Raw genomic sequence first — 19,544 nt, 5'->3', positions numbered from 1 at the left:
CATGGCGGTGACAGTCTCTGAGGATACAAAAAAGCCGGGACAAAATGCAAGGGGCCGAGCCTGAAAGTTCAACAGTACTGGACATGTGTACAGGTCAAGACCTGTTGGTCCCGGCTTCCGCTTCGGTAGATCGTAACGCCCTTGCAGCCGGACCGGTAGGCCAGGAGAAACGCTTGACGGACTTGGTCCGGCGTGGCCTGCCTGGGAAAGTTTACGGTTTTAGAAACAGCATTGTCGGTGTATTTTTGAAACGCGGCCTGCATCCGAACGTGGTATTCGGGCGAAATGTCATGGGCCGTGACAAAGTGCCTTCGAATCTCTTTGGGGATGGTCTTATCCTTTTGGATCGAGCCCTGCCGAAGGATGCGGTTCAGAAGCGCTTTGCTGTAAATGCCGGCCTCCCGAGCGGCCCGAAGGAAAAGGGGATGAACCTCCACCAGTTTTAAGTCCTCCATCGCGATGCGTGACGTGGCGATCCCGTAGAGGGGTTCGATTCCGCTCGAGCATCCGGCGATCAGGGCGAGGGTGCCGGTGGGCGCGATCGTGGTGGTGGTCGCGTTGCGGAGCCGCGGTCCGTGCGGGGCGTAGATGCTTTTCGAGAAGTTCGGAAAGACCCCCCGTTCCTTGGCCAAGAGAATCGAGGACTGGCGGGCTTCATGGCGGATGAAGGCCATGAGGCTCTCCGAAAAGGCGACGGCCTGTTCGGAGTTATAGGGAATCCCCTGAAGAATCAGAAGATCCGCAAGACCCATGACGCCCAATCCGATCTTTCGATTTCCCTGCTGGGTGATCGCCTTGATCTCGGGTAAAGGATAACGATTCTGATCGATCACATTGTCGAGAAGACGAACGGCCAGGCGGATGGTCCGGCGGAGTTTTTCCTTGTCCAGTTCCGGCCCCGCGGAGCCCTGTCGGACCATTTTCGTCAAGTTGATGGAACCCAGATTGCAGGATTCAAACGGCAACAAGGGTTGTTCACCGCAGGGATTCGTGGCCTCGATCCGTCCCAACAGGGGAGTCGGATTATCCCGATTGATTCGATCCAAAAACAGGATCCCGGGTTCGCCCGTCGCCCATGCGGCCCGGACGATTCTATCCAGGATCCCCCCCGCTGAGAGACGCCCGACCCGACGGCGGGTATTGGGATGAATCAGATCATAAGTCCTGCCCGTAAGCGCGGCTTCCATGAATTGATCGGTGACGCTGACTGAAAGATTAAAATTGGTCAGCTCCCGAGGGTTTTCCTTGACGGTGATAAAATCGAGAATGTCGGGATGGTCGACCCGGAGGATGCCCATATTCGCCCCGCGACGCGTCCCGCCTTGTTTGATCACCTCCGTGGCCGTGTTGAACACTTTCATAAACGAGACCGGGCCGCTCGCGATCCCGCTGGTCGACTGGACCGGATCATCTTTGGGCCGCAGATGGCTGAACGAAAACCCGGTACCGCCGCCGCTTTGATGAATGAGGGCGGTGTTCTTCACGGCCTCAAAGATCGACCGAAGCGAGTCTTCGACCGGCAAGACAAAACAGGCCGAGAGCTGTTGCAGTTCTCGGCCGGCGTTCATCAAGGTCGGAGAATTCGGCAGAAATTCCAGATCGGCCATCAACCGGTAGAAATCATCGGCCGTTTTTTTGATGTCGGCTTTGGGGTTGTATGTTTTCTCGGCCTCGGCGAGATTGACCGCGACGCGCCGGAACATTTGGCCCGGGGTTTCGCCCACACGCCCCGAGGGATCCCGTCGCAGATAGCGCCGTCTGAGAACCGCGAGGGCGTTGGGCGAAATGGAGACCGATCCGGTGCGTTTCATGGTTTAAGACCGGGGGAGAGGAAACGTGGGCGATTAAGGGTTGGAAAGGGTCCGGATGTACGCCAAAACATTCCACCGGTCTTGTTCCGTGAGAATCTTATTCCAAGCCGGCATCCCCGTCCCTTTCCCTCCGTTGGAGATCTTGTCAAAAAGCTCCTGATCGGTCTTGGCCGCCATGATTTTGGCATCGCCGAAGTTGGGAAAATGGGGACGGAAGCTAAGCCCGTCGCCCTTTTGACCGTGACAAGAGACGCAGTTTTTGACATAGATCATTTTGCCAAGGTTGGCATCCCCGCGGAGTTCCGAACGGCCGGTCTGGGCCAGAAGCAGGAGAGCGAGGGCCGATCCCGCCAACAAACCGACAGGCCCGTGCCTGAAATTCCATGTTGTGCGCTGGGAAAATTTTTCAGGGGGACGTGAGCACACGCACTGAGTATAGTCTCCCCGAAACGGACTGTCAAGCCAACGCCGCTCGCCGCGTTGCGTTGACAGCGAGGGGTGATTTTGATAGAGTGCGATCCTGATGCGACTCAAAAAAGAACGGATCGCCGCGCTGGCTCAGACCCTCGTCCATCAATTGACCGAAAAACAGGCGATCCGGCTGGAGGCATCGAAGGCCGAATTGATCTCCTCCCTGGAGCAGATCATCACCGGAGAGCTGTTGATCGAAGACCGCTTGGATGCCGAGGTCCGGCAGATCCTCGAAACCTACCGGGTTCAGATCGAGAAGGGTCAGGCGGACGAGCGAAAAATGTTTCTGATGATCAAGAAGCAACTCGCCAAAGAACGCGGGATCATTTTATAAGGATATCGAAAAGATTGATGGTGCTCAGCGAAGACAAAATCAGTCACCTTTCTCATCTGATCCTGAACGAATTGGCCCGGGGACGCCGGGCGATCCTTCTTGTGGAGGAGGCGAAGGTCCTTCGCGAGATCAAGCGGGTCATTGTCCACGAACTTCGGACGGAAGAAGAGATCGATCAGGCGGTTCGGGCCAAGCTGGCCTCCTATTCGCGGCCTATCTCGGAAGGCAGCCCGGAATGGGAAACCCTCTACCACAAATTCTTCGCGGAAGAGCGCCAAAAACGGAAGCGATAAACGCTCGGGCAAACCGTCCTCCGCCACGATTCTTATCGGAACACCAGCGCGCATCGGCTCGAATCCAGACCACAGACATTGATGGAAACGGGGCGGCCACCCTTCGGCCGCACGGTCGCTTGTCGGAAGGCGGGGCTTGACAGCCGCCCGGCCGATCGTATAGTGTTACCAACCCTCACGGATACGATCGTGTATAATAGATATCAACCGAAGGCTGGGGATGGGGAGGCAGGCGATGCTGGATCGTGATGAACGATATGCATGGCTGGCCTTGAAAGCCGTCCCGGGAATCGGAGACGTTCTGTGCAAACGGGTGATCGAGCGGTTCGGCTCGCCGGTCGCCGCGTTGAGGGCCGATCCCAACGAATGGACGACGATTGAGGGGATTGGGTCCAAGGCGGCTCAATGGCTTCGATCCTATCGCCCGGACGACGCGGCCATCTCACGGGAGCTGGATCGTATCGACGAAATGGAGGTTGACCTGATCGGACTGACCGATCCGCGCTACCCTGTCCGACTGAGAATGATTCCGGATCCCCCGCCCATCCTTTATCTCAAGGGGGGCTTGCGACCGGAGGACCACCGCGCCGTTGCGATTGTCGGCGCACGCCGCGCCAGCGGATACGGCCGCGCCGTCACCGAGCAATTGAGCCGGGATCTGGCCACGAGAGGATTCACGATTGTAAGCGGGATGGCCCGTGGAATCGACGCATGGGCGCATCAGGCGGCCCTGGAAGTTCCGGCCCGTACCATCGCGGTCCTCGGGTGCGGGCTGGATATCCTTTATCCGCCCGAGCATCATGACCTCCGGGACTTGATCGGCCGTCATGGCGCCGTTGTCTCCGAGTTCCCGCTGGGAACGCAGCCCGACCCCGTGAATTTTCCCAAGCGCAATCGGGTGATCAGCGGTCTGAGTTTGGGGGTGGTTGTGGTCGAAGCGGCCGAGCAGAGTGGATCGCTGATCACGGCGCGGCTGGCGCTGGATCAGGGACGGGAAGTGTTCGCCGTTCCGGGTCCGATCGGGACGAAGACCAGCGTTGGTACTCACGCCTTGATCAAACAAGGGGCCAAGCTGGTGGACGGGGTCGAGGATATCCTCGATGAAATTCGGCCGCAGCTGGAGAGCCCCGCCGACGGCGCACTCCCGGGGGGCTTTTCGGGGCAAGCGCGCCCGCCGGCCCTGTTGCCGGAGGAGCGCACCGTCTATGAATGTCTGTCGGCCGAGCCGCGGCATATCGACGAGCTGACGGCCGCGCTGCGCTTGCCTCCAGCGAAAACGGCCGGGGTGCTGCTTCAACTGGAGTTAAAAGGAGCCATCCGTCAACTTGCGGGCAACTTGTTTATACGGATCGATTAAGATATGGCCAAAAAGGCGAAGAAAAAATCCAAAGGGCATCCGGTCATAGAAACGGAGGCCAAGATGCAGGGACTCGGCGCTCGCCGAGGCACGGCTCGCCCAGCCCAGACCGCCCGCCGCACGGATCAACGAGATTCGGCGGGCGAAGCGGATCAAACGCGCCCGGCGGCGTCCAAAGGACGATCCTTGATTGTGGTCGAGTCCCCTTCCAAGGCCAAGACCATTACCAAGTACCTGGGTCGAGGCTATTCGGTGGTGGCCTCGGTCGGCCATGTGAAGGATCTCCCCAAGAGTAAATTTGGGATTGATGTGGAAAAGGGATTCCGGCCCCAGTATACCGTGATCAAGGGCAAGAAGACGATTTTGGATGAAATCAAGGAGGCCGCCCGAAAAGCCGAGCGGATTTATCTGGCCCCGGACCCGGACCGCGAAGGGGAGGCGATCGCTTGGCACATTGCGGAAGAACTCAATGGGAAGTCGAACAAAACCTATCGGGTGTTGTTCAACGAAATCACGGAGCAGGCGATTAAGCGGGCCTTGGAGCACCCTGGAAAAGTAGACCGGAACAAGGTCAACGCCCAGCAGGCCCGCCGGATATTGGACCGGATTGTTGGGTACAAGATCAGTCCCTTGCTGTGGGAAAAGGTCCGGCGGGGGCTATCGGCCGGCCGTGTCCAGTCGGTTGCGGTCCGTTTGGTGTGCGAGCGCGAAAAGGAACGGGAGGTGTTTGTCTCGGAGGAGTACTGGTCGATTACGGCAAAACTGGAAGGCCGGAATCCGCCACCCTTTGAGGCCCGCTTGGTTCAAATCGAAGGACAGGAGGCCACACTTTCGACCGGGGAACAGGCGCATTCCCTGGCGGAGCAAATCAAGGCCCGGCCGTTTATCGTCAAGCAGATCGAGAAAAAAGACCGGCTCCGCAACCCGCTTCCGCCGTTTATTACCAGCCGGCTTCAACAGGATGCCGCACGCAAGCTCCGATTCTCGCCCAAGCGGACGATGATGCTGGCGCAGCAACTCTATGAAGGGACCGAGATCGGGGCGGAGGGTCCGGTGGGGCTCATTACCTATATGAGAACCGACTCCACCCGGGTGGCACAGGAGGCCCTGGAGGAAGCGCGCGGTTTCATCCAGAATGGGTATGGTTCGGATTATCTGCCGGCGCATCCGAATGTCTACAAGACGAAGAAGGACGCGCAGGACGCGCACGAGGCGATCCGACCGACCTCCGTCCACCGAACGCCGGAATCGATGAAGGCCCATCTCACCAAAGACCATTACCAACTCTACAAGCTGATCTGGGACCGGTTCGTGGCCAGCCAGATGAACCCGGCGCGATTGGAGATGACCCGTGTGGACATCACCAACGGGGACGCGCTTTTCCGAGCCAACGGCCAGGTGGTGAAGTTTCCCGGTTTCACGGTTCTGTACACCGAATCGCAGGAGGAGAAACCTCTTGAGAAGAAGGTCTCGGGCGGTTTGGCCAAGGCGGACGAAGCGGAAGCGGACGAGGAGCGGACGCTTCCGTCTCTGGAGGTCGGCGAGCGGTTGAAGCTTTTGGGGCTTGACCCCAAGCAGCATTTTACCCAGCCGCCCCCCCGCTACACGGAAGCACTCCTGATCAAGGATCTTGAGGAAAAAGGGATCGGCCGGCCCAGTACGTATCACACCATCCTGTCCACGATCGTGGATCGAAAGTATGTCGAAAAAGAGGAGGGCCGGCTGAAGCCGACCGATCTGGGCCGGGTGGTGAACGAGTTGTTGGTCGAGCATTTTCCGGACATCTTGAATGTTCAGTTCACGGCCCGGATGGAGACGGAGCTCGACGAAATCGAAGCCGGTGAGAAACCCTGGGTTGAAACGGTACGGGAGTTCTACGAACCGTTCGCCAAGCATCTGACGACGGCACAAAAACAGATGCGTGACGTGAAACGCGAAGAGATTCCGACCGAGATCGTGTGCGAGAAGTGCGGTCGCCATATGGTCATCAAGTGGGGACGGCACGGACGGTTCTTGGCCTGTCCCGGATATCCCGATTGCAAAAACACCAAAGAGTTCGTCGAAGAAAACGGCGGGATCCGCGTGGTCGAAAAAGTCGAGGAGACCAAAGAATCCTGCCCGAAGTGTGGAAATCCCCTGGTCGTCAAACGCGGCCGGTTCGGGCGTTTCCTGGCCTGTTCGACCTACCCCAACTGCAATTTTACCAAAGCGATCGGGACCGGCGTGAAATGTCCTCAGCCCGATTGCGGCGGGGATCTGGTCGAAAAGAGAACCCGGCGCGGCAAAACTTTTTTTGCCTGCAATCACTATCCCAAATGCACGTACGCCTTGTGGAATCGACCCATACCGAGGGCCTGCCCTGAATGTAAGGCACCCTTCCTGGTCGAAAAATTCGACAAGCGCTCCGGCCCCAAAGTCGTCTGCCTCAATAAAGACTGCGGCTACGAGGAGGGGGAAAAACCCCCGATGGAACCCGCCGTCGGTCACACCACACGAAACTGAGCTCCAAACCCGTTTATAAAATTTATCCGTCACCAACCCTTCCGGGGTTCCCTTGTATTTCGCCCTCGAATCTTTTACAATGGAAACGGTTGGAGGTGATCATGGACCCACAGGAATTGATGATCATCGGGGGGGGCTTGGCCGGCTGCGAGGCGGCCTGGCAGGCGGCCCGACGCGGCGTCAAGGTCCGGCTTTTCGAGATGCGGCCGCAGGTCCACACGCCCGCGCACAAGACGGAAGGACTGGCCGAACTGGTCTGCAGCAATTCGCTCGGTTCCAATGATCCCCTGAACGCCTCCGGAATATTAAAGGAAGAAATGCGGCTGTTGGACTCGCTCGTCATTCGCACGGCGGATGGAACGACCGTCCCGGCCGGCTCGGCCTTGGCCGTGGAGCGCCAGGAGTTCTCCCGGCGGATCACCAAAGAGATCGAGAACCATCCCAACATTCGGGTCGTCCGGGAGGAGATAACCGAGGTGCCGTCGGACCGGGTCGCCCTGATCAGCACCGGGCCCTTGACCTCCGACAAATTGGCCGAATCGCTCCGGTATCTCACCCGCGCCGATCACCTTTATTTCTATGACTCCATTGCACCGATCGTCGATGGCGAGAGCATCGAAATGGACAAGGTATTTCGGGCCTCGCGATACGATAAGGGGGGTGCGGATTATATAAACTGTCCCATGACCCGGGAGGAATATGATCAGTTCTACCAGGCGCTTCTTGCCGCCGAGAAGGTCCCCTCCAAACCCTTCGAGAAGATCCCCTATTTTGAAGGATGCGTTCCGATCGAGGTCATGGCCGAGCGTGGCCGCGAGACCTTGGTGTTCGGGCCGATGAAACCCGTGGGTCTCGTCAATCCGCGCACCGGGAAAAGACCGTATGCCGTTGTGCAGCTTCGGCAGGAGGACGTGTTCGGTTCCTGTTACAATATCGTGGGCTTTCAGACCAAACTTACCTGGCCCGAACAACGTCGGGTATTTCGGCTGATCCCGGGTTTGGCCCAGGCCGAGTTTCTTCGCCTCGGAAGCCTCCACCGGAATACCTTTATCAACGCGCCCTTTGTGTTGAAAGAGTCGTTGCAGGTTCGAAGAAAGCCGACCCTCTTGTTGGCGGGGCAACTGGTGGGGGTCGAGGGATATGTCGAATCGGCCGCGATGGGCTTGATCGCGGGGATCAACGGAGCCAGATTATTAAAGGGTCTGGAGCCGGTTTCCCCGCCTCCGACGACGGCTCACGGGAGCTTGCTGGCGTACCTCACGCGGAGCAGCCCGCGACACTTCCAGCCAATGAACATCAACTTCGGACTTTTCCCGCACATCCCGGAAACGATCCGAGACAAGCAGTTACGGCGGAAGACGGTCGGGCATCGGGCGGTTGAGGATCTGAAACAATGGTGTCGGCAAAACAATCCTTTATAGAATACCTTCAGGTCGAGCGCGGGAGTTCGGCGCATACCCTCCGAAACTATCGGTCCGACCTGGAGCAGTTCGAGCGGTTTTTATTCTCCGCGCCCGATCCTGCCGCATCGCTCCATCGATCGGAAAAAAGCGCTTCCAGCAGGCCGACCCAAACATCGGGGAAGGAACCCGATTGGGCCGAGGTTGGACCGTTGAAAATACGGACCTACCTGGCCCATTTGAGGCAGACGGGGGTTCAAAAATCCTCCATGGCCCGCAAACTGGCCGTGATCCGGACCTTTTTCAAGTTTCTTCAGCGGGAAGGTCAATTAAAGAATAATCCCGCCCGCTTGGTGGCGACACCGAAACAGGAGCATCGGCTTCCGGCCTTTCTTGCCGTGGACGATGCCTCGGCCTTGATGGAGGCTTTTTCCGTCGATGAAAAGACCGGCGCGAGGAATCGGGCCATTCTGGAAACCTTTTATTCGACCGGTATCCGGTTGAGCGAACTGGTCGCCCTGAACGTCAATGACCTGTATCCGCTCGAAGGGCTGATTCGAGTCCAGGGCAAGGGCCGCAAAGAGCGGATCGTGCCGATCGGCTCCAAGGCCTTGGTCGCGGTCGAGTCGTATCTGGCGGTGGTTCCTTTTCGGCAATATCATGAAGAACGCCGTCCGCTTTTCCTGAACCGATTCGGAAAACGCCTGACGACCCGGACCGTGGCCCGGATCGTGGGTCGCGCGGGTTCACGGCTTCCCAAGGCCCCGCGGGTCACGCCGCATGCCCTTCGTCATAGCTTTGCAACGCATCTTTTGGACGGCGGCGCGGACCTTCGGGCGATCCAGGAATTACTGGGGCATGCGCGGCTCTCGACAACGCAACGGTATACCCATGTCACGACGGATAAATTGATCGAGGTCTACGACCGGGCACACCCTCGGGCCAAAAAAGATAGAGGGTAACCAACGACGGAATCCATGGCGCTCACGATTCATAGCACGACGATTCTATGCGTCCGCCACCGGGGCCGGGTGGCCATCGCGGCCGACGGCCAAGTGACGATGGGCACGACGGTGATGAAGCACAACGCCCGAAAGATCCGGAGGATGTATAACGACCAGATCCTGTCCGGATTCGCCGGGGCGACGGCCGATGCCCTGACGCTGTTCGAGAAGTTCGAGTCCAAGCTCGCCGAATACCGGGGCAATCTCACACGCTCCGCGGTGGAGCTGGCCAAGGACTGGCGAACGGACCGTGTCTTAAGACGGCTGGAGGCCCTCATGATCGTGGCCGACGCCGAACAGTCGCTGTTGATTTCCGGGACGGGGGACGTGATCGAGCCGGAAGACGGAATATTGGCCATCGGCTCCGGAGGGCCGTACGCCCTGGCAGCGGCCCGCGCGATGATCGATCGGCCGGATTTAACGGCGAAGGAGATCGTGGAGCGGGCGATGAAAATTGCCGGCGGTATCGATATCTATACCAATCAGGAAATTGTTGTGGAGGAGTTGAAGGATTGAGATGACCGGACCGGATGATCGAATGAACGCCCTTACACCCCGGGAGATCGTGAAGGAGTTGGACCGGTATATCATCGGCCAGGGCCAGGCCAAGCGGATGGTGGCGATCGCCCTGCGAAACCGGTGGCGGCGGCAGCAGCTTTCACCGGAGTTGCGGGAAGAAGTGTTGCCCAAGAATATCATCATGATCGGGCCGACGGGGGTGGGGAAGACCGAGATCTCCCGCCGGCTGGCCAAACTGGTGAATGCGCCCTTCATCAAGGTGGAGGCGTCCAAGTTTACGGAGGTGGGCTATGTGGGTCGCGATGTTGAATCCATGATCCGGGATCTGACCGAACTGGCGGTCAACATGGTCAAGATGCAGCATGCCGAGAAGGTCCAGGATCGCGCGGCGAAGCAGGCCGAGGAGCGGTTGTTGGACCTTCTCTTGCCGCCGCCCGCCCCCAAACCCCCGCCGGGAATTTTTGACGAGGGACGCCTTGAACCGACCCGGACGGAGCTCCCGGAATCCTACGAGCAGACCCGCGAGAAGCTGCGACAGCAGCTCCATGAAGGCAAACTGGACCACCGTCCGGTTGAGATCGACGTCAAAGAGAAGGCCCTGCCGGTCGGGGTTATTTCCAATGTCGGGATGGAAGATCTGGAGATCAATCTTCGGGAAATGTTCGGAGGGCTGTTTCCAGGGAAAAAGAAGAAACGGCGGGTGAAGGTTCCGGAGGCGCTTAAGCTGTTGACCCAGGAAGAGGGCCAAAAGCTGATCGATATGGACGAAGTCCTGCGCGAGGCGATCATGAAGGTGGAGCAGTCCGGGATCGTTTTCGTCGATGAGCTGGACAAGATTGCCGGCCGGGAAAAGGGGTTCGGTCCGGATGTATCCCGCGAAGGTGTTCAACGGGACCTTCTCCCGATCGTGGAAGGTTCCACGGTCAATACCAAGCACGGCATGGTTCGAACCGACCATATCCTTTTCATTGCGGCCGGCGCGTTTCATGTCGCGAAGCCGTCGGATCTTATCCCCGAACTCCAGGGTCGCTTTCCCATCCGCGTCGAGCTGGGCCCATTAACCAAAGAGGATTTCGTCCGCATCCTGACCGAGCCGAGGAACGCGCTGATCAAACAATACATCGCCTTGATGGAAACGGAAGGCATCACGCTCGAATTTAAGGCGGACGCCATCGAGGAAATCGCCTCGATCGCGGTGTTGGTAAACGAGCGGACGGAGAATATCGGCGCGCGACGGCTGTTCACCATTCTAGAGAGGCTGCTGGACGACGTGGCCTTCGACGCGCCGGATCGAACCGAGAAGAAGATGACGATCGACGCGAAATATGTCCGAGAACGGCTGAACGACATTATTAAAAGCGAGGACCTGAGTCGGTATATTTTGTGAGCCCTGGCCTTGACAGGAATGTGGAAACGACGGACGGGATCCGGATCCATTACCTTCTGAGTGAGCCGACCGAACAGCGAGCCCCGACGTTTCTTTTTATCCATGGTTTGGGAAGCAACTGGACGCGGTGGAAACGCCTTGCGGAGGAGCCGTTTTTCAAATCGCACCGCCTGATCATTCCGGATCTCCGGGGTCACGGCGGCTCGATCGCAAGGCGGGGAATCGATGCGGACGGATTTGCAGCGGATCTCGAAGTGATTTTAAAAAAAGAAGGCGTCGAACAGCCGGTGGTGATCGGGCACTGCCTGGGCGCGAACATCGCGGTACGGGTTTGGGAACGCAGTCCCCGGAGCCTGCGGGCACTGGTCCTTATTGAGCCGTTCGTCACCGAAGATCTGCAGCCCGCCTGGAAGATTCTTCATGCGGTCTTAAGCCCGATCCTCGGCCTGGTTGGGTGGATGGCCAGGAGGCTCAATGGCCTCGGTCTGAAACGAGCGCGATACCGGTTCATCGATTATTCCACGTACGACGATTGGGTGAGGCCCCGGCTGACAAGCTTCTTCAACGTCGTCCGCTTTATGGGCCCCTGGCTGGATCTTCAATGCATGCCGATAGCCAGTTATATCGCGTCATTTCGCGTTTTGTTCCGTTATCGGCCCCCTTGGGGGACCATCGATATTCCCACGCTGGCCTTGATCGCACGGCAGGGTGGGGTCATGTCGCCGGACCCCGGGGCGGGGCCCTTCGACCGGACGGAGGTTCAGACGGTCGGGATCGAGGCGAGCCATTTTGTGCTGACCGACAATCGTAAAGATGTGGTTCACCAGATCCAGTTGTTTGTCGAGGGTTTCACCCAGGGATGACCGTGGAAAAGTTGATCGAGAAAGCGAAGATACTTATCGAGGCGCTGCCGTATATCCGGGCTTTTTCCGGAAAGACGGTTGTCATCAAGTACGGCGGCAAGGCGATGACCGAGGAAGCACTGAAAAATGCCTTCGCCCAAGATGTGGTCCTGATGAAATACATCGGTCTCAATCCGGTGGTGGTTCACGGCGGCGGGCCGCAGATCAATCTCATGATGAAACGGCTGGGGCTGGAACCGAAGTTCGTCAGAGGGGTCCGCGTGACGGATTCCCAGACGATGGAAATCGTCGAGATGGTCTTGGGGGGAATGATCAACAAAGAGATCGTGTCCTTGATCAACAAGCATGGGGGACGTGCGGTCGGCCTGACCGGCAAGGACGGCCGGCTGATTCGGGCCAAAAAAATGAGGGGCGGGAACGGCTCCTCCGGGAGCGACGAGCCGATTGATATGGGCCTGGTCGGGGAAGTGGAAAAGGTCGATCCGCAGGTGATTCGGAATCTCGATCAGGATCGATTCATTCCGGTCATCGCGCCGATCGGGGCGGATGCGGAAGGACGGACCTATAACATCAACGCCGACTGGGTCGCGGGGGCCGTGGCGTCGTCGCTCAAAGCCGAAAAACTCCTGCTCCTGACCGATGTCAAAGGCATTCTGGATGAACAGGGAAAACTGCTTCCGACGATTTCGAAAAAGGACGCGGCCCGTCTGATCAAGCAGGACATCATCAAAGAGGGGATGCTTCCGAAAGTAAAGGCGGCCCTCTCGGCCGTCGAAGGAGGAGTGACCAAGGCCCATATCATCGACGGCCGTGTGCCCCACGCCCTGCTGCTGGAGATCTTCACGGACAAAGGGATCGGCACCGAAATCACGGCGTAGCCACGGCAGGGGATGGGGAGCAATCCGGCCATGAAATATGCCATAATCACTGCGGCGTATTTAGCGGTCGTGGGTCTCATCGCGGTTCCGTTGCATTTCTACGGGTTCAGGCGGACGCTGCGGACCTTCGATTTGACCTTTTTCGGGGTCGCCTTCATTTTAAGCGCCTTCGGCGAGCTGGCCAATATTATGTCGACAAACTGGCGGTATCACCCGAAGTTTTTCGGAATGACGACGACCGGGGCCGTGGCCGTCGGCATCCTGGCGGCCCAACCGGTTCTCCACCTCGCCATCGGATACGGATTTCTTACGCTGCGTCGGTGGGCCTTCTACTTGGCCATATTCTACGCCGGCGATGTCTTGACCAGTACCGTACTGGGATTCGTTCAGGAAGGGTTCGGACGCATCCGCACCATTTTTTTGGTTTTCTTGACGCCGTTCTTGATTTATATCATCGCTCGACGGGCACAATTTAAAAGGTGACCGATCATGGCGAAGAGCCCAAAACCCCCTTCTCCCGAAAAGAGGAAATATCCGCGCGCCCCGATCTCGATTCGGATTCAGTATCAACAACCCCAGAAGGGAATCAAGGAAGGGTTTACGGCCATCATGGGCGGCGGGGGGCTGTTCATCGATACCGTTTCCCCTCTACCGATCGGAACGCCCGTCAGCCTGGAGTTTGGTCTTCCGGGCCAAGTGGGTTCGGTCAGAGTGGACGGCCAAGTGGCCTGGGTCCGTTCCGACTTTGATCCGAAAGGGTTTTCCCCCGGGATGGCTATTCAATTTCGGAAGATCAACGAAACCGACCGCGAAAAAATCAAACAGTTTGTCATGCGCGTCCTTCTGGGTCAATCGGAAAGCCATCCATGAAAAACCCCCGCGCAGCCGCCGTACTCTCCGCAATCTTTCCGGGTCTCGGACAGTTTTATAACCGGCAATGGTTCAAGGGCATCGGTTTTTTTATCGCATCCGGAGTGTTGAGCGGGATGGTGACTGAACGATTTCCGGCTGAGGAGCTGATGGCCGGAGACACGTCGCACGCGGGAAAGGCCCTGGGTCTTTTGTTGGTCTTGCTGGCCCTTCTGGTCTGGAGCATGGTGGATGCCTATCGTTCGGCCAGGATGGTTCCGCCCAGGAAATAGCCTGGAAGGGATCATTCAAAATCGGGTCGCTCAAATCACCGAGGCCCGATTGAAGGAACATCTCAAACGGATCGTTGGCATCCGGCATCATCGGTCGGCCCCCGCGGCGCTGGAGGCGGCGGGCGATTATATCACGGATCAATTCCGAGCCGCTGGCCTCTCGGTTCGTCACCACGGGTTCGAAGCCTTTGGCCATCAAAACCGGAATGTCGTCGGATCAATTCGTGATCGAGCCGGAAATGTTACGGGCCGGCCCCTCTTGATTCTGGCGGCTCATTATGATACGGTGGCTCAAAGCCCGGGCGCGGATGATAACGCCAGCGGCGTGGCCGTTATGCTCGAGACGGCCCGAACGTTGGCCGATTTGGATCGGCCGGGTCGGGTCCTTTTTATCGGGTTCGCCCAAGAAGAACAGCAATGCCTGGGAAGCACGCATTACGCCCTCAAAGCCCGACGGTCGGGTCTCAACATTCGGGGGATGATCGCCCTGGAATGCGTCGGCTACGCCAGCCATGAAACCGGTTCACAGCAGCGCCTGACAGAGCTTCCGATCCCCGTTCCGGATGTGGGAAATTTTTTGGGTGTGGTGGGGAATCCGGAGGCGGCGGCGTTGAAGCAGCGATTTGAGAGTGCGGCCGGTCGTTTTGTGCCGGATCTGCCCGTCGTGGGTCTTGTCGTCCCGAACGCGGGGCGAGATTTTCCGGACACCCGCCGGAGCGACCATGCTCCGTTCTGGGATGTCGGCTATCCGGCCCTGATGCTGACCGACACCGCGAACTTTCGAAACCCTTGGTATCATCAACCCGGGGATCGGTTGGAGACCTTGGATCTTCCCTACATGGCCAAGGTGACAAGAGCCATCGTGGCTTTTCTGGTCGAAGCGGCATTGACGGAGGAGTGATCATGCGGATACGGTTTAACGCCCCTGGCTTTTCACATTATCTTCGGGTTGGGAGAGGAAGCGGTTCGAGAGCGCAAACGGGATTTCTGATTTGGGTCGCCGGCATCCTCTTTTTCTGCGCGACCGGAGTGGCTCTGGCGGATCAGGTCGAGGATCTTTTGAAAATGCTCCAGTCCAAAACCCCAATGGACCGCCGGGAAGCCGCACACGAGTTGGGCAGGCTCAAAGATCCGCGTGCCGTTTCGCCGTTGATTGCAGCGCTCAAAGATGAGGAGCCCATGGTCCGGCTGGATGTCTCCGGCGCCTTGATCGAGATCGGCAAGCCGGTGGTCGATCCTCTCATCGAGGCCGTGAAACACGACAACGACCCCATTTTTTTATGGAATGCCATCCGGGTCTTGGAAGAAGTGGGAGATCCCAAGGCGATCGAACCGCTCAAAGAGATTGAGCAGAAGCATCCGGATCCATCGATCCAACAGATCGCGAAGTATGGATTGGAAAAGCTTCAGCGCGCCCAAAAGCCTTGACCCACGGTTCGCCGGAGTGGCGGAATGGCAGACGCAGCGGACTCAAAATCCGCCGAGGGCAACCTCATGAGAGTTCAACCCTCTCCTCCGGCACCAGATTCTTTGCGGAACATAAATTCTTTACCTTCGAGCCTTGGATCCCTGGAGCCATAGAAACGGGTTAAGTCGGTAAATCTTCATTGAGCACGATTCTCCAAAGCGATCCTTCCCTCACCGCAAGAGACCGACTGATTTTTGCCCTCGATTATTCGAACCTGGACGAAGCAAAAAAGGCCGTGGTCTCTTTAAATGGGCACGTCGGTTTGTTCAAGGTGGGGCTGGAGCTTTTCGTAGGTTCGGGGCCCGCCATCTTCAAGGTTATTTCGGAACACAGTGATTGCGGCGTTTTCCTTGACCTGAAATTTCACGATATCCCGGAAACGGTTCAGGCCGCCGCGAGGGCCGCCGCGGCCTATAAGGTCCGATTTGTAACGGTACATGCCTCGGAAGGGAAGAGGCTGCTCAAAACGGTTGTCGATCAAATACACAGCGACACCAAGGTGCTTGCCGTTACGGTCTTGACCAGTTTTGGGCCGGAAGATATGCGGGATTCAGGATTGAATACCCGCCTCGACATCCCCGAACTGGTTCTCCGGAGGGCCCAATGGGCGCATGAGGCGGGTTGCGCCGGCGTGGTCTGCTCCGGATCGGAGGTCCGGCAGGTCAAAGAGAGAATCGGTCAGGACTTGATCGTTGTTGTCCCGGGGGTTCGTCCGGAATGGACCGCGGTGCCTAACGATGATCAAGTTCGGGTCACGATCCCGCGCCAGGCCATACTGGACGGCGCGGACTACGTTGTCGTGGGCCGTCCGATCCGAAAGGCAAAGGACCCCGTACAAGCGGCAGACCGGATCGTTGATGAGATCAAAACGGCTCTCGGTCATCTTTCCATCCAGTCCTGATTGCCCGTTTGGGAACCTTCTTATTGTGTGGGATCCCACACGCGATGACTTGACTTCTCGTGGGAAACAATATGATAATATAAAATAAAGTGAGCGACGCGATGACTGAAATCACCGAGACCACAACCCCTGCAGAGTTAGATCTTCGGGGGGTAATGTGTCCATATAACTATGTGAAAACAAAATTAAAATTGGAATCGATGGAGGTTGGGCAGATTCTGTCGGTGATTGTGGATGATGGCGAGCCGATTCGTAACGTCCCCCGTAGCATCGCTGAAGACGGGCACACGATTCTCAAAAAAGAAAAGGTTGGTAACTCCTTTCGAGTGTTGATTCGAAAACAAGGCTGATCACAAACCGCCGTTAATATCAAAGTATTATACGTTATACAGGGTCTAACGACTGGCCTGTCCCACCCCTCAAAGAATTCTTATGTCGTCCTCCCGTCTTTTATTTATCATCTATAATTAAGGTGATGTCACCCTGTTCTCATCAGGCGGTTTTTGATCGACGAGTTCTTTCGAAGATTCCGAACACCGCCATCCGAGGCGGCCTGCGGGCTTGGGTAGAGAAATCCTCCCTATGCGATTGACGCTCATTAATAAAATGCTGCTCGGTTTTTCGATCATGGTCCTGCTGACCTTGTTGACCGGGTTGTACGCCGTCGTGAGTCTGCGGGACATTCGCCGGATGAGCGACGCCGTTGTTCAAAGAGACCTTCCCATAATTGAAACCGCCGGTCAGATGACGGAAAACCTATTGGCCCAAGATCTCTATGAGAAGCGCTCCGTCATACTTCGGGATCCGGCGGTCCGGACCCTGTTCTTCAACCGAAGTGACGAATTTCGCCTCAAACTGGCCCAGCTGAATTTTTCATCTCCGGAGGACGAAGACCTCAAAGGACGAATCCACAGCCTCCATCAAGAGTACGACCAGTTTTTTAAGGAAGAACAAGACTATCTCGACCGCAAGCAGGAGTCGATGGCGAAGGCGGTTTCGGAAGGTCCGATGCAGTCCCGTTTAAATGAAATGGTGAAGCTGCTTCGAGAGTTCGAACGCCGTGGCCGCGAGGATCAAAACTCGAAGACCCTACAGGCCAATCAATCGAGTCTCCAAGCGTTTAACATCACGGTGGTATTGGTGACGATCAGTTTTTTCTTCGGCGTCGGGTTTGCCGTGTTCATCAATTCCAGTCTGACCTATTCGATCAAGCAGCTTCAGGAGGCGGCGCATTACATCGGCCAGGGGCTGTTTGACCGGGCCCTGAATGTCAAAGCTACGGAAGAAGTTCAGGAATTGGCGGAGTCTTTTCGTTGGATGTCGAAGCGGTTGAAGGAATTGGGCGAGATGAATCTGGACGCCAATCCCCTTACGCGCCTTCCGGGAAACTTGGCCATTGAAAAGGCCCTGTTGACCCGGCTCCAGGAGAAGGTACCCTTTGCTTTTTGCCTGGTCGATCTGGACAACTTCAAGGCGTTCGGCGATCGATATGGATATATCCGGGGCAGCGAGGTCTTGAAAAAAGTGGCCGGTATTTTGACCGAGGCCGTCAAGGCGCTCGGGTCGGTACCGGATTTCCTCGGGCATATCGGCGGAGACGACTATGTCATCATTACGGACCCTCTGCGCATGGAAAAATTGTGTGAAAAAGTCATTCATGATTTTGATGAGACCATTCCCGGTTTTTACGACGAGGAGGACCGTCAAAGGGGTTACATAATTTCCCGCGACCGCAAGGATGTTGAACAACAGTTTCCGTTCATGACCGTTTCGATCGCAGTGGTCACCAACCAGAAGCGCGCGATCACCAGTCCCATGCAGGTTGCAGAAATCGCCGCGCAACTCAAGCAGTACGCGAAGACCTTTCCCCGCAGCGTTTATGTCGTGGACCAACGGAGGACCGCTTGAGCGTCGGGGAAAGGGTTTGTCGGATGGGCGCATCGTTTCACGGGACGCTTCGACGCCGGGGGGCCGGGTTTTTCGTCCTCCTTCAACTTTTATCGAGCTGTTCGGGCTTTGCGGCCCCGGTGAAGGAACCCACCGCGGCCGCCGAGCATTTCAAGACGGCCAACGCGTATTTTGAAGCGGGTCGGTATCCCGAGGCCATTAAGGAATACCGGTACGTGGCGGATCAATTTCCAAACGATGAACTCGCGGCCGAAGCGCAATACCGGGCGGGCTATACCGGGATTTATTTTAGGAATACGGATTCCGACTACGGGATGGCCGTGAAAGATTTTCAAAAATTGATTCAGAAGTACCCGAACAGCTCTTGGAAAGATCCCGCCGAAAATTGGTTGAATGTTTTGACCCAGTGGGAGGTTATTAAGACGGAAAAAGAGAAACTCAAGAGCGACCTTCAGCGTTTGCTGGACCTCGACATGCAATCCGAGAAGAAGCGACGGGAATTGAAATAAATCACCACATCGATGATAGAGGGCGACAACCCTCGATGATCAGCGTAATTTCTCCCCGGATGGATCCTCCCTCCATCTTTGCGATGACCTGAGAAAGTCTACCCCGGATGATTTCTTCAAACAGCTTGGTCAATTCACGGGCCACCACGGCCCGGCGGTCGCCCCAAATCTCGTGCAGATCGTGAAGACAACGAACCAGGCGATGGGGGGATTCGTAGAGAATGATCGTGCGGGGTTCGTCTTTCAGGGTCCGGAGGTGTTTGATTCGTCCGGCGTGCTTCTTCGGAAGGAAGCCCTCGAATAGGAAAGCATCCGTGGGGAGACCGGATACAGTCAACGCGGCAAGGAAGGCGGATGGTCCGGGAACGGGAGAAACAGGTATCCCGGCTTGAATGCAACGGTTGATCAGATAGTATCCTGGATCCGAAATCCCCGGTGTGCCGGCATCCGTAACGAGGGCGATCGAACGGCCTTCTTTGAGTCGCTGAACCAGGACCGCGGTTTTTTCCTCTTTATTGTGATCATGGTAGCTCGTCAGGGGCGTGTGTATTTCATAGTGGTTGAACAGTTTTTGGGTATGGCGGGTGTCCTCCGCCGCGACAAGATGGACTTCCTTGAGAGTTCGGAGCGCCCGCAATGTGATGTCTTCCAGATGACCGATCGGGGTGCTGACAACGTAAAGACAGCCGGATTTTGTGTCGTCCATAAATGGGAACCGATATTATTTAATACATTGGCACGATTGAGGCGATAGTATAGGCGTTTATAGATATCAAAGCAAGAGAGCTTGATATCGG

The 19,544-nt window shown here is 57.1% G+C and carries 22 protein-coding genes and 1 tRNA gene; 20 read left to right on the top strand and 3 right to left on the bottom strand.

Annotated elements, in window-relative coordinates; translation table 11 throughout:
* Positions 1 to 68: 68 nt before the first annotated feature.
* Positions 69 to 1,811, bottom strand: a complete 1,743-nt coding sequence (locus VMN77_10940; protein HTN44298.1) for an adenosylcobalamin-dependent ribonucleoside-diphosphate reductase — start codon at positions 1,809 to 1,811, stop codon at positions 69 to 71.
* Positions 1,812 to 1,844: 33 nt separating this feature from the next.
* Positions 1,845 to 2,168, bottom strand: a complete 324-nt coding sequence (locus VMN77_10935) for a cytochrome c (protein ID HTN44297.1) — start codon at positions 2,166 to 2,168, stop codon at positions 1,845 to 1,847.
* Positions 2,169 to 2,334: 166 nt separating this feature from the next.
* On the opposite strand from VMN77_10935, the gene VMN77_10930 reads away from it, so the two are divergent.
* From VMN77_10930 to VMN77_10835, 20 genes are all read left to right on the top strand, one after another.
* A complete protein-coding gene (locus VMN77_10930) occupies positions 2,335 to 2,616 on the top strand; it encodes a DUF507 family protein (protein HTN44296.1) in 282 nt (93 codons plus the stop codon).
* 17 nt (positions 2,617 to 2,633) lie between these two features.
* On the top strand, positions 2,634 to 2,909 hold the full coding sequence (locus VMN77_10925; GenBank protein HTN44295.1) for a DUF507 family protein: 276 nt from the start codon (positions 2,634 to 2,636) through the stop codon (positions 2,907 to 2,909).
* Positions 2,910 to 3,144: 235 nt separating this feature from the next.
* A complete protein-coding gene (dprA, locus tag VMN77_10920) occupies positions 3,145 to 4,266 on the top strand; it encodes a DNA-processing protein DprA (protein ID HTN44294.1) in 1,122 nt (373 codons plus the stop codon).
* 3 nt (positions 4,267 to 4,269) lie between these two features.
* Positions 4,270 to 6,768 (top strand): type I DNA topoisomerase, encoded by a 2,499-nt coding sequence (gene topA / locus VMN77_10915; protein ID HTN44293.1) that lies wholly within the window; start codon positions 4,270 to 4,272, stop codon positions 6,766 to 6,768.
* Between the two features lie 56 nt (positions 6,769 to 6,824).
* Positions 6,825 to 8,189: a methylenetetrahydrofolate--tRNA-(uracil(54)-C(5))-methyltransferase (FADH(2)-oxidizing) TrmFO gene (gene trmFO / locus VMN77_10910; protein HTN44292.1), complete on the top strand. Its 1,365-nt coding sequence runs from the start codon at positions 6,825 to 6,827 to the stop codon at positions 8,187 to 8,189.
* Positions 8,162 to 9,130 carry a tyrosine recombinase XerC gene (gene xerC / locus VMN77_10905; GenBank protein ID HTN44291.1) on the top strand — a complete coding sequence of 323 codons (969 nt, stop codon included), beginning with the start codon at positions 8,162 to 8,164 and terminating at the stop codon, positions 9,128 to 9,130. Before trmFO ends, xerC begins: the two co-directional genes overlap by 28 nt.
* A gap of 15 nt (positions 9,131 to 9,145) precedes the next feature.
* Entirely contained in the window at positions 9,146 to 9,688 is a 543-nt protein-coding gene (hslV, locus tag VMN77_10900) for an ATP-dependent protease subunit HslV (GenBank protein HTN44290.1), read from the top strand.
* Positions 9,689 to 9,710: 22 nt separating this feature from the next.
* Entirely contained in the window at positions 9,711 to 11,078 is a 1,368-nt protein-coding gene (hslU, locus tag VMN77_10895; GenBank protein ID HTN44289.1) for an ATP-dependent protease ATPase subunit HslU, read from the top strand.
* 20 nt (positions 11,079 to 11,098) lie between these two features.
* Positions 11,099 to 11,941: an alpha/beta hydrolase gene (locus tag VMN77_10890; protein ID HTN44288.1), complete on the top strand. Its 843-nt coding sequence runs from the start codon at positions 11,099 to 11,101 to the stop codon at positions 11,939 to 11,941.
* Positions 11,938 to 12,819, top strand: a complete 882-nt coding sequence (gene argB / locus VMN77_10885; GenBank protein ID HTN44287.1) for an acetylglutamate kinase — start codon at positions 11,938 to 11,940, stop codon at positions 12,817 to 12,819. The genes VMN77_10890 and argB overlap by 4 nt, the downstream gene beginning before the upstream one ends.
* 30 nt (positions 12,820 to 12,849) lie before the next feature.
* On the top strand, positions 12,850 to 13,302 hold the full coding sequence (locus tag VMN77_10880) for a hypothetical protein (protein ID HTN44286.1): 453 nt from the start codon (positions 12,850 to 12,852) through the stop codon (positions 13,300 to 13,302).
* Positions 13,303 to 13,308: 6 nt separating this feature from the next.
* Positions 13,309 to 13,689 carry a TIGR02266 family protein gene (locus tag VMN77_10875; GenBank protein HTN44285.1) on the top strand — a complete coding sequence of 127 codons (381 nt, stop codon included), beginning with the start codon at positions 13,309 to 13,311 and terminating at the stop codon, positions 13,687 to 13,689.
* Positions 13,686 to 13,961, top strand: a complete 276-nt coding sequence (locus VMN77_10870; protein HTN44284.1) for a DUF5683 domain-containing protein — start codon at positions 13,686 to 13,688, stop codon at positions 13,959 to 13,961. The genes VMN77_10875 and VMN77_10870 overlap by 4 nt, the downstream gene beginning before the upstream one ends.
* Positions 13,921 to 14,862, top strand: a complete 942-nt coding sequence (locus tag VMN77_10865; protein ID HTN44283.1) for a M20/M25/M40 family metallo-hydrolase — start codon at positions 13,921 to 13,923, stop codon at positions 14,860 to 14,862. The genes VMN77_10870 and VMN77_10865 overlap by 41 nt, the downstream gene beginning before the upstream one ends.
* A gap of 2 nt (positions 14,863 to 14,864) precedes the next feature.
* Complete coding sequence (locus VMN77_10860; GenBank protein HTN44282.1) at positions 14,865 to 15,389, top strand: HEAT repeat domain-containing protein; 525 nt, start codon at positions 14,865 to 14,867, stop codon at positions 15,387 to 15,389.
* A gap of 10 nt (positions 15,390 to 15,399) precedes the next feature.
* Positions 15,400 to 15,485, top strand: a tRNA-Leu gene (locus VMN77_10855).
* An 83-nt stretch (positions 15,486 to 15,568) separates the two neighbouring features.
* Positions 15,569 to 16,330, top strand: coding sequence for an orotidine-5'-phosphate decarboxylase (pyrF, locus tag VMN77_10850; protein ID HTN44281.1), 762 nt, complete (start codon positions 15,569 to 15,571; stop codon positions 16,328 to 16,330).
* A gap of 101 nt (positions 16,331 to 16,431) precedes the next feature.
* Positions 16,432 to 16,680, top strand: coding sequence for a sulfurtransferase TusA family protein (locus tag VMN77_10845; GenBank protein HTN44280.1), 249 nt, complete (start codon positions 16,432 to 16,434; stop codon positions 16,678 to 16,680).
* Between the two features lie 232 nt (positions 16,681 to 16,912).
* Positions 16,913 to 18,238, top strand: a complete 1,326-nt coding sequence (locus tag VMN77_10840) for a diguanylate cyclase (protein HTN44279.1) — start codon at positions 16,913 to 16,915, stop codon at positions 18,236 to 18,238.
* A gap of 23 nt (positions 18,239 to 18,261) precedes the next feature.
* On the top strand, positions 18,262 to 18,747 hold the full coding sequence (locus VMN77_10835; GenBank protein HTN44278.1) for a tetratricopeptide repeat protein: 486 nt from the start codon (positions 18,262 to 18,264) through the stop codon (positions 18,745 to 18,747).
* Position 18,748: 1 nt separating this feature from the next.
* Here VMN77_10835 and rsmI read toward each other — a convergent pair whose 3' ends face one another.
* Complete coding sequence (rsmI, locus tag VMN77_10830; protein ID HTN44277.1) at positions 18,749 to 19,453, bottom strand: 16S rRNA (cytidine(1402)-2'-O)-methyltransferase; 705 nt, start codon at positions 19,451 to 19,453, stop codon at positions 18,749 to 18,751.
* Positions 19,454 to 19,544: the final 91 nt, after the last annotated feature.

The sequence above is a fragment of the Nitrospiria bacterium genome, from assembly GCA_035498035.1.
Taxonomy (GTDB): Bacteria; Nitrospirota; Nitrospiria; order JACQBZ01; family JACQBZ01; genus JACQBZ01.
Note: the sequence above shows the minus strand (reverse complement) of the source record. Positions and strands in the feature narration are given on the sequence as shown.

Excerpts from the sequence above, each read along its gene's own strand:
- VMN77_10845 (HTN44280.1), top strand. The coding sequence starts at position 16,432 with ATGACTGAAATCACCGAGACCACAACCCCTGCAGAGTTAGATCTTCGG.
- VMN77_10930 (HTN44296.1), top strand. The coding sequence starts at position 2,335 with ATGCGACTCAAAAAAGAACGGATCGCCGCGCTGGCTCAGACCCTCGTC.
- VMN77_10840 (HTN44279.1), top strand. The coding sequence starts at position 16,913 with ATGCGATTGACGCTCATTAATAAAATGCTGCTCGGTTTTTCGATCATG.
- hslV (HTN44290.1), top strand. The coding sequence starts at position 9,146 with ATGGCGCTCACGATTCATAGCACGACGATTCTATGCGTCCGCCACCGG.
- VMN77_10925 (HTN44295.1), top strand. The coding sequence starts at position 2,634 with ATGGTGCTCAGCGAAGACAAAATCAGTCACCTTTCTCATCTGATCCTG.
- VMN77_10865 (HTN44283.1), top strand. The coding sequence starts at position 13,921 with ATGCCTATCGTTCGGCCAGGATGGTTCCGCCCAGGAAATAGCCTGGAA.
- argB (HTN44287.1), top strand. The coding sequence starts at position 11,938 with ATGACCGTGGAAAAGTTGATCGAGAAAGCGAAGATACTTATCGAGGCG.
- VMN77_10835 (HTN44278.1), top strand. The coding sequence starts at position 18,262 with ATGGGCGCATCGTTTCACGGGACGCTTCGACGCCGGGGGGCCGGGTTT.
- VMN77_10880 (HTN44286.1), top strand. The coding sequence starts at position 12,850 with ATGAAATATGCCATAATCACTGCGGCGTATTTAGCGGTCGTGGGTCTC.
- rsmI (HTN44277.1), bottom strand. The coding sequence starts at position 19,453 with ATGGACGACACAAAATCCGGCTGTCTTTACGTTGTCAGCACCCCGATC.
- hslU (HTN44289.1), top strand. The coding sequence starts at position 9,711 with ATGAACGCCCTTACACCCCGGGAGATCGTGAAGGAGTTGGACCGGTAT.
- VMN77_10875 (HTN44285.1), top strand. The coding sequence starts at position 13,309 with ATGGCGAAGAGCCCAAAACCCCCTTCTCCCGAAAAGAGGAAATATCCG.
- dprA (HTN44294.1), top strand. The coding sequence starts at position 3,145 with ATGCTGGATCGTGATGAACGATATGCATGGCTGGCCTTGAAAGCCGTC.
- VMN77_10940 (HTN44298.1), bottom strand. The coding sequence starts at position 1,811 with ATGAAACGCACCGGATCGGTCTCCATTTCGCCCAACGCCCTCGCGGTT.
- VMN77_10870 (HTN44284.1), top strand. The coding sequence starts at position 13,686 with ATGAAAAACCCCCGCGCAGCCGCCGTACTCTCCGCAATCTTTCCGGGT.
- xerC (HTN44291.1), top strand. The coding sequence starts at position 8,162 with ATGGTGTCGGCAAAACAATCCTTTATAGAATACCTTCAGGTCGAGCGC.
- topA (HTN44293.1), top strand. The coding sequence starts at position 4,270 with ATGGCCAAAAAGGCGAAGAAAAAATCCAAAGGGCATCCGGTCATAGAA.
- VMN77_10860 (HTN44282.1), top strand. The coding sequence starts at position 14,865 with ATGCGGATACGGTTTAACGCCCCTGGCTTTTCACATTATCTTCGGGTT.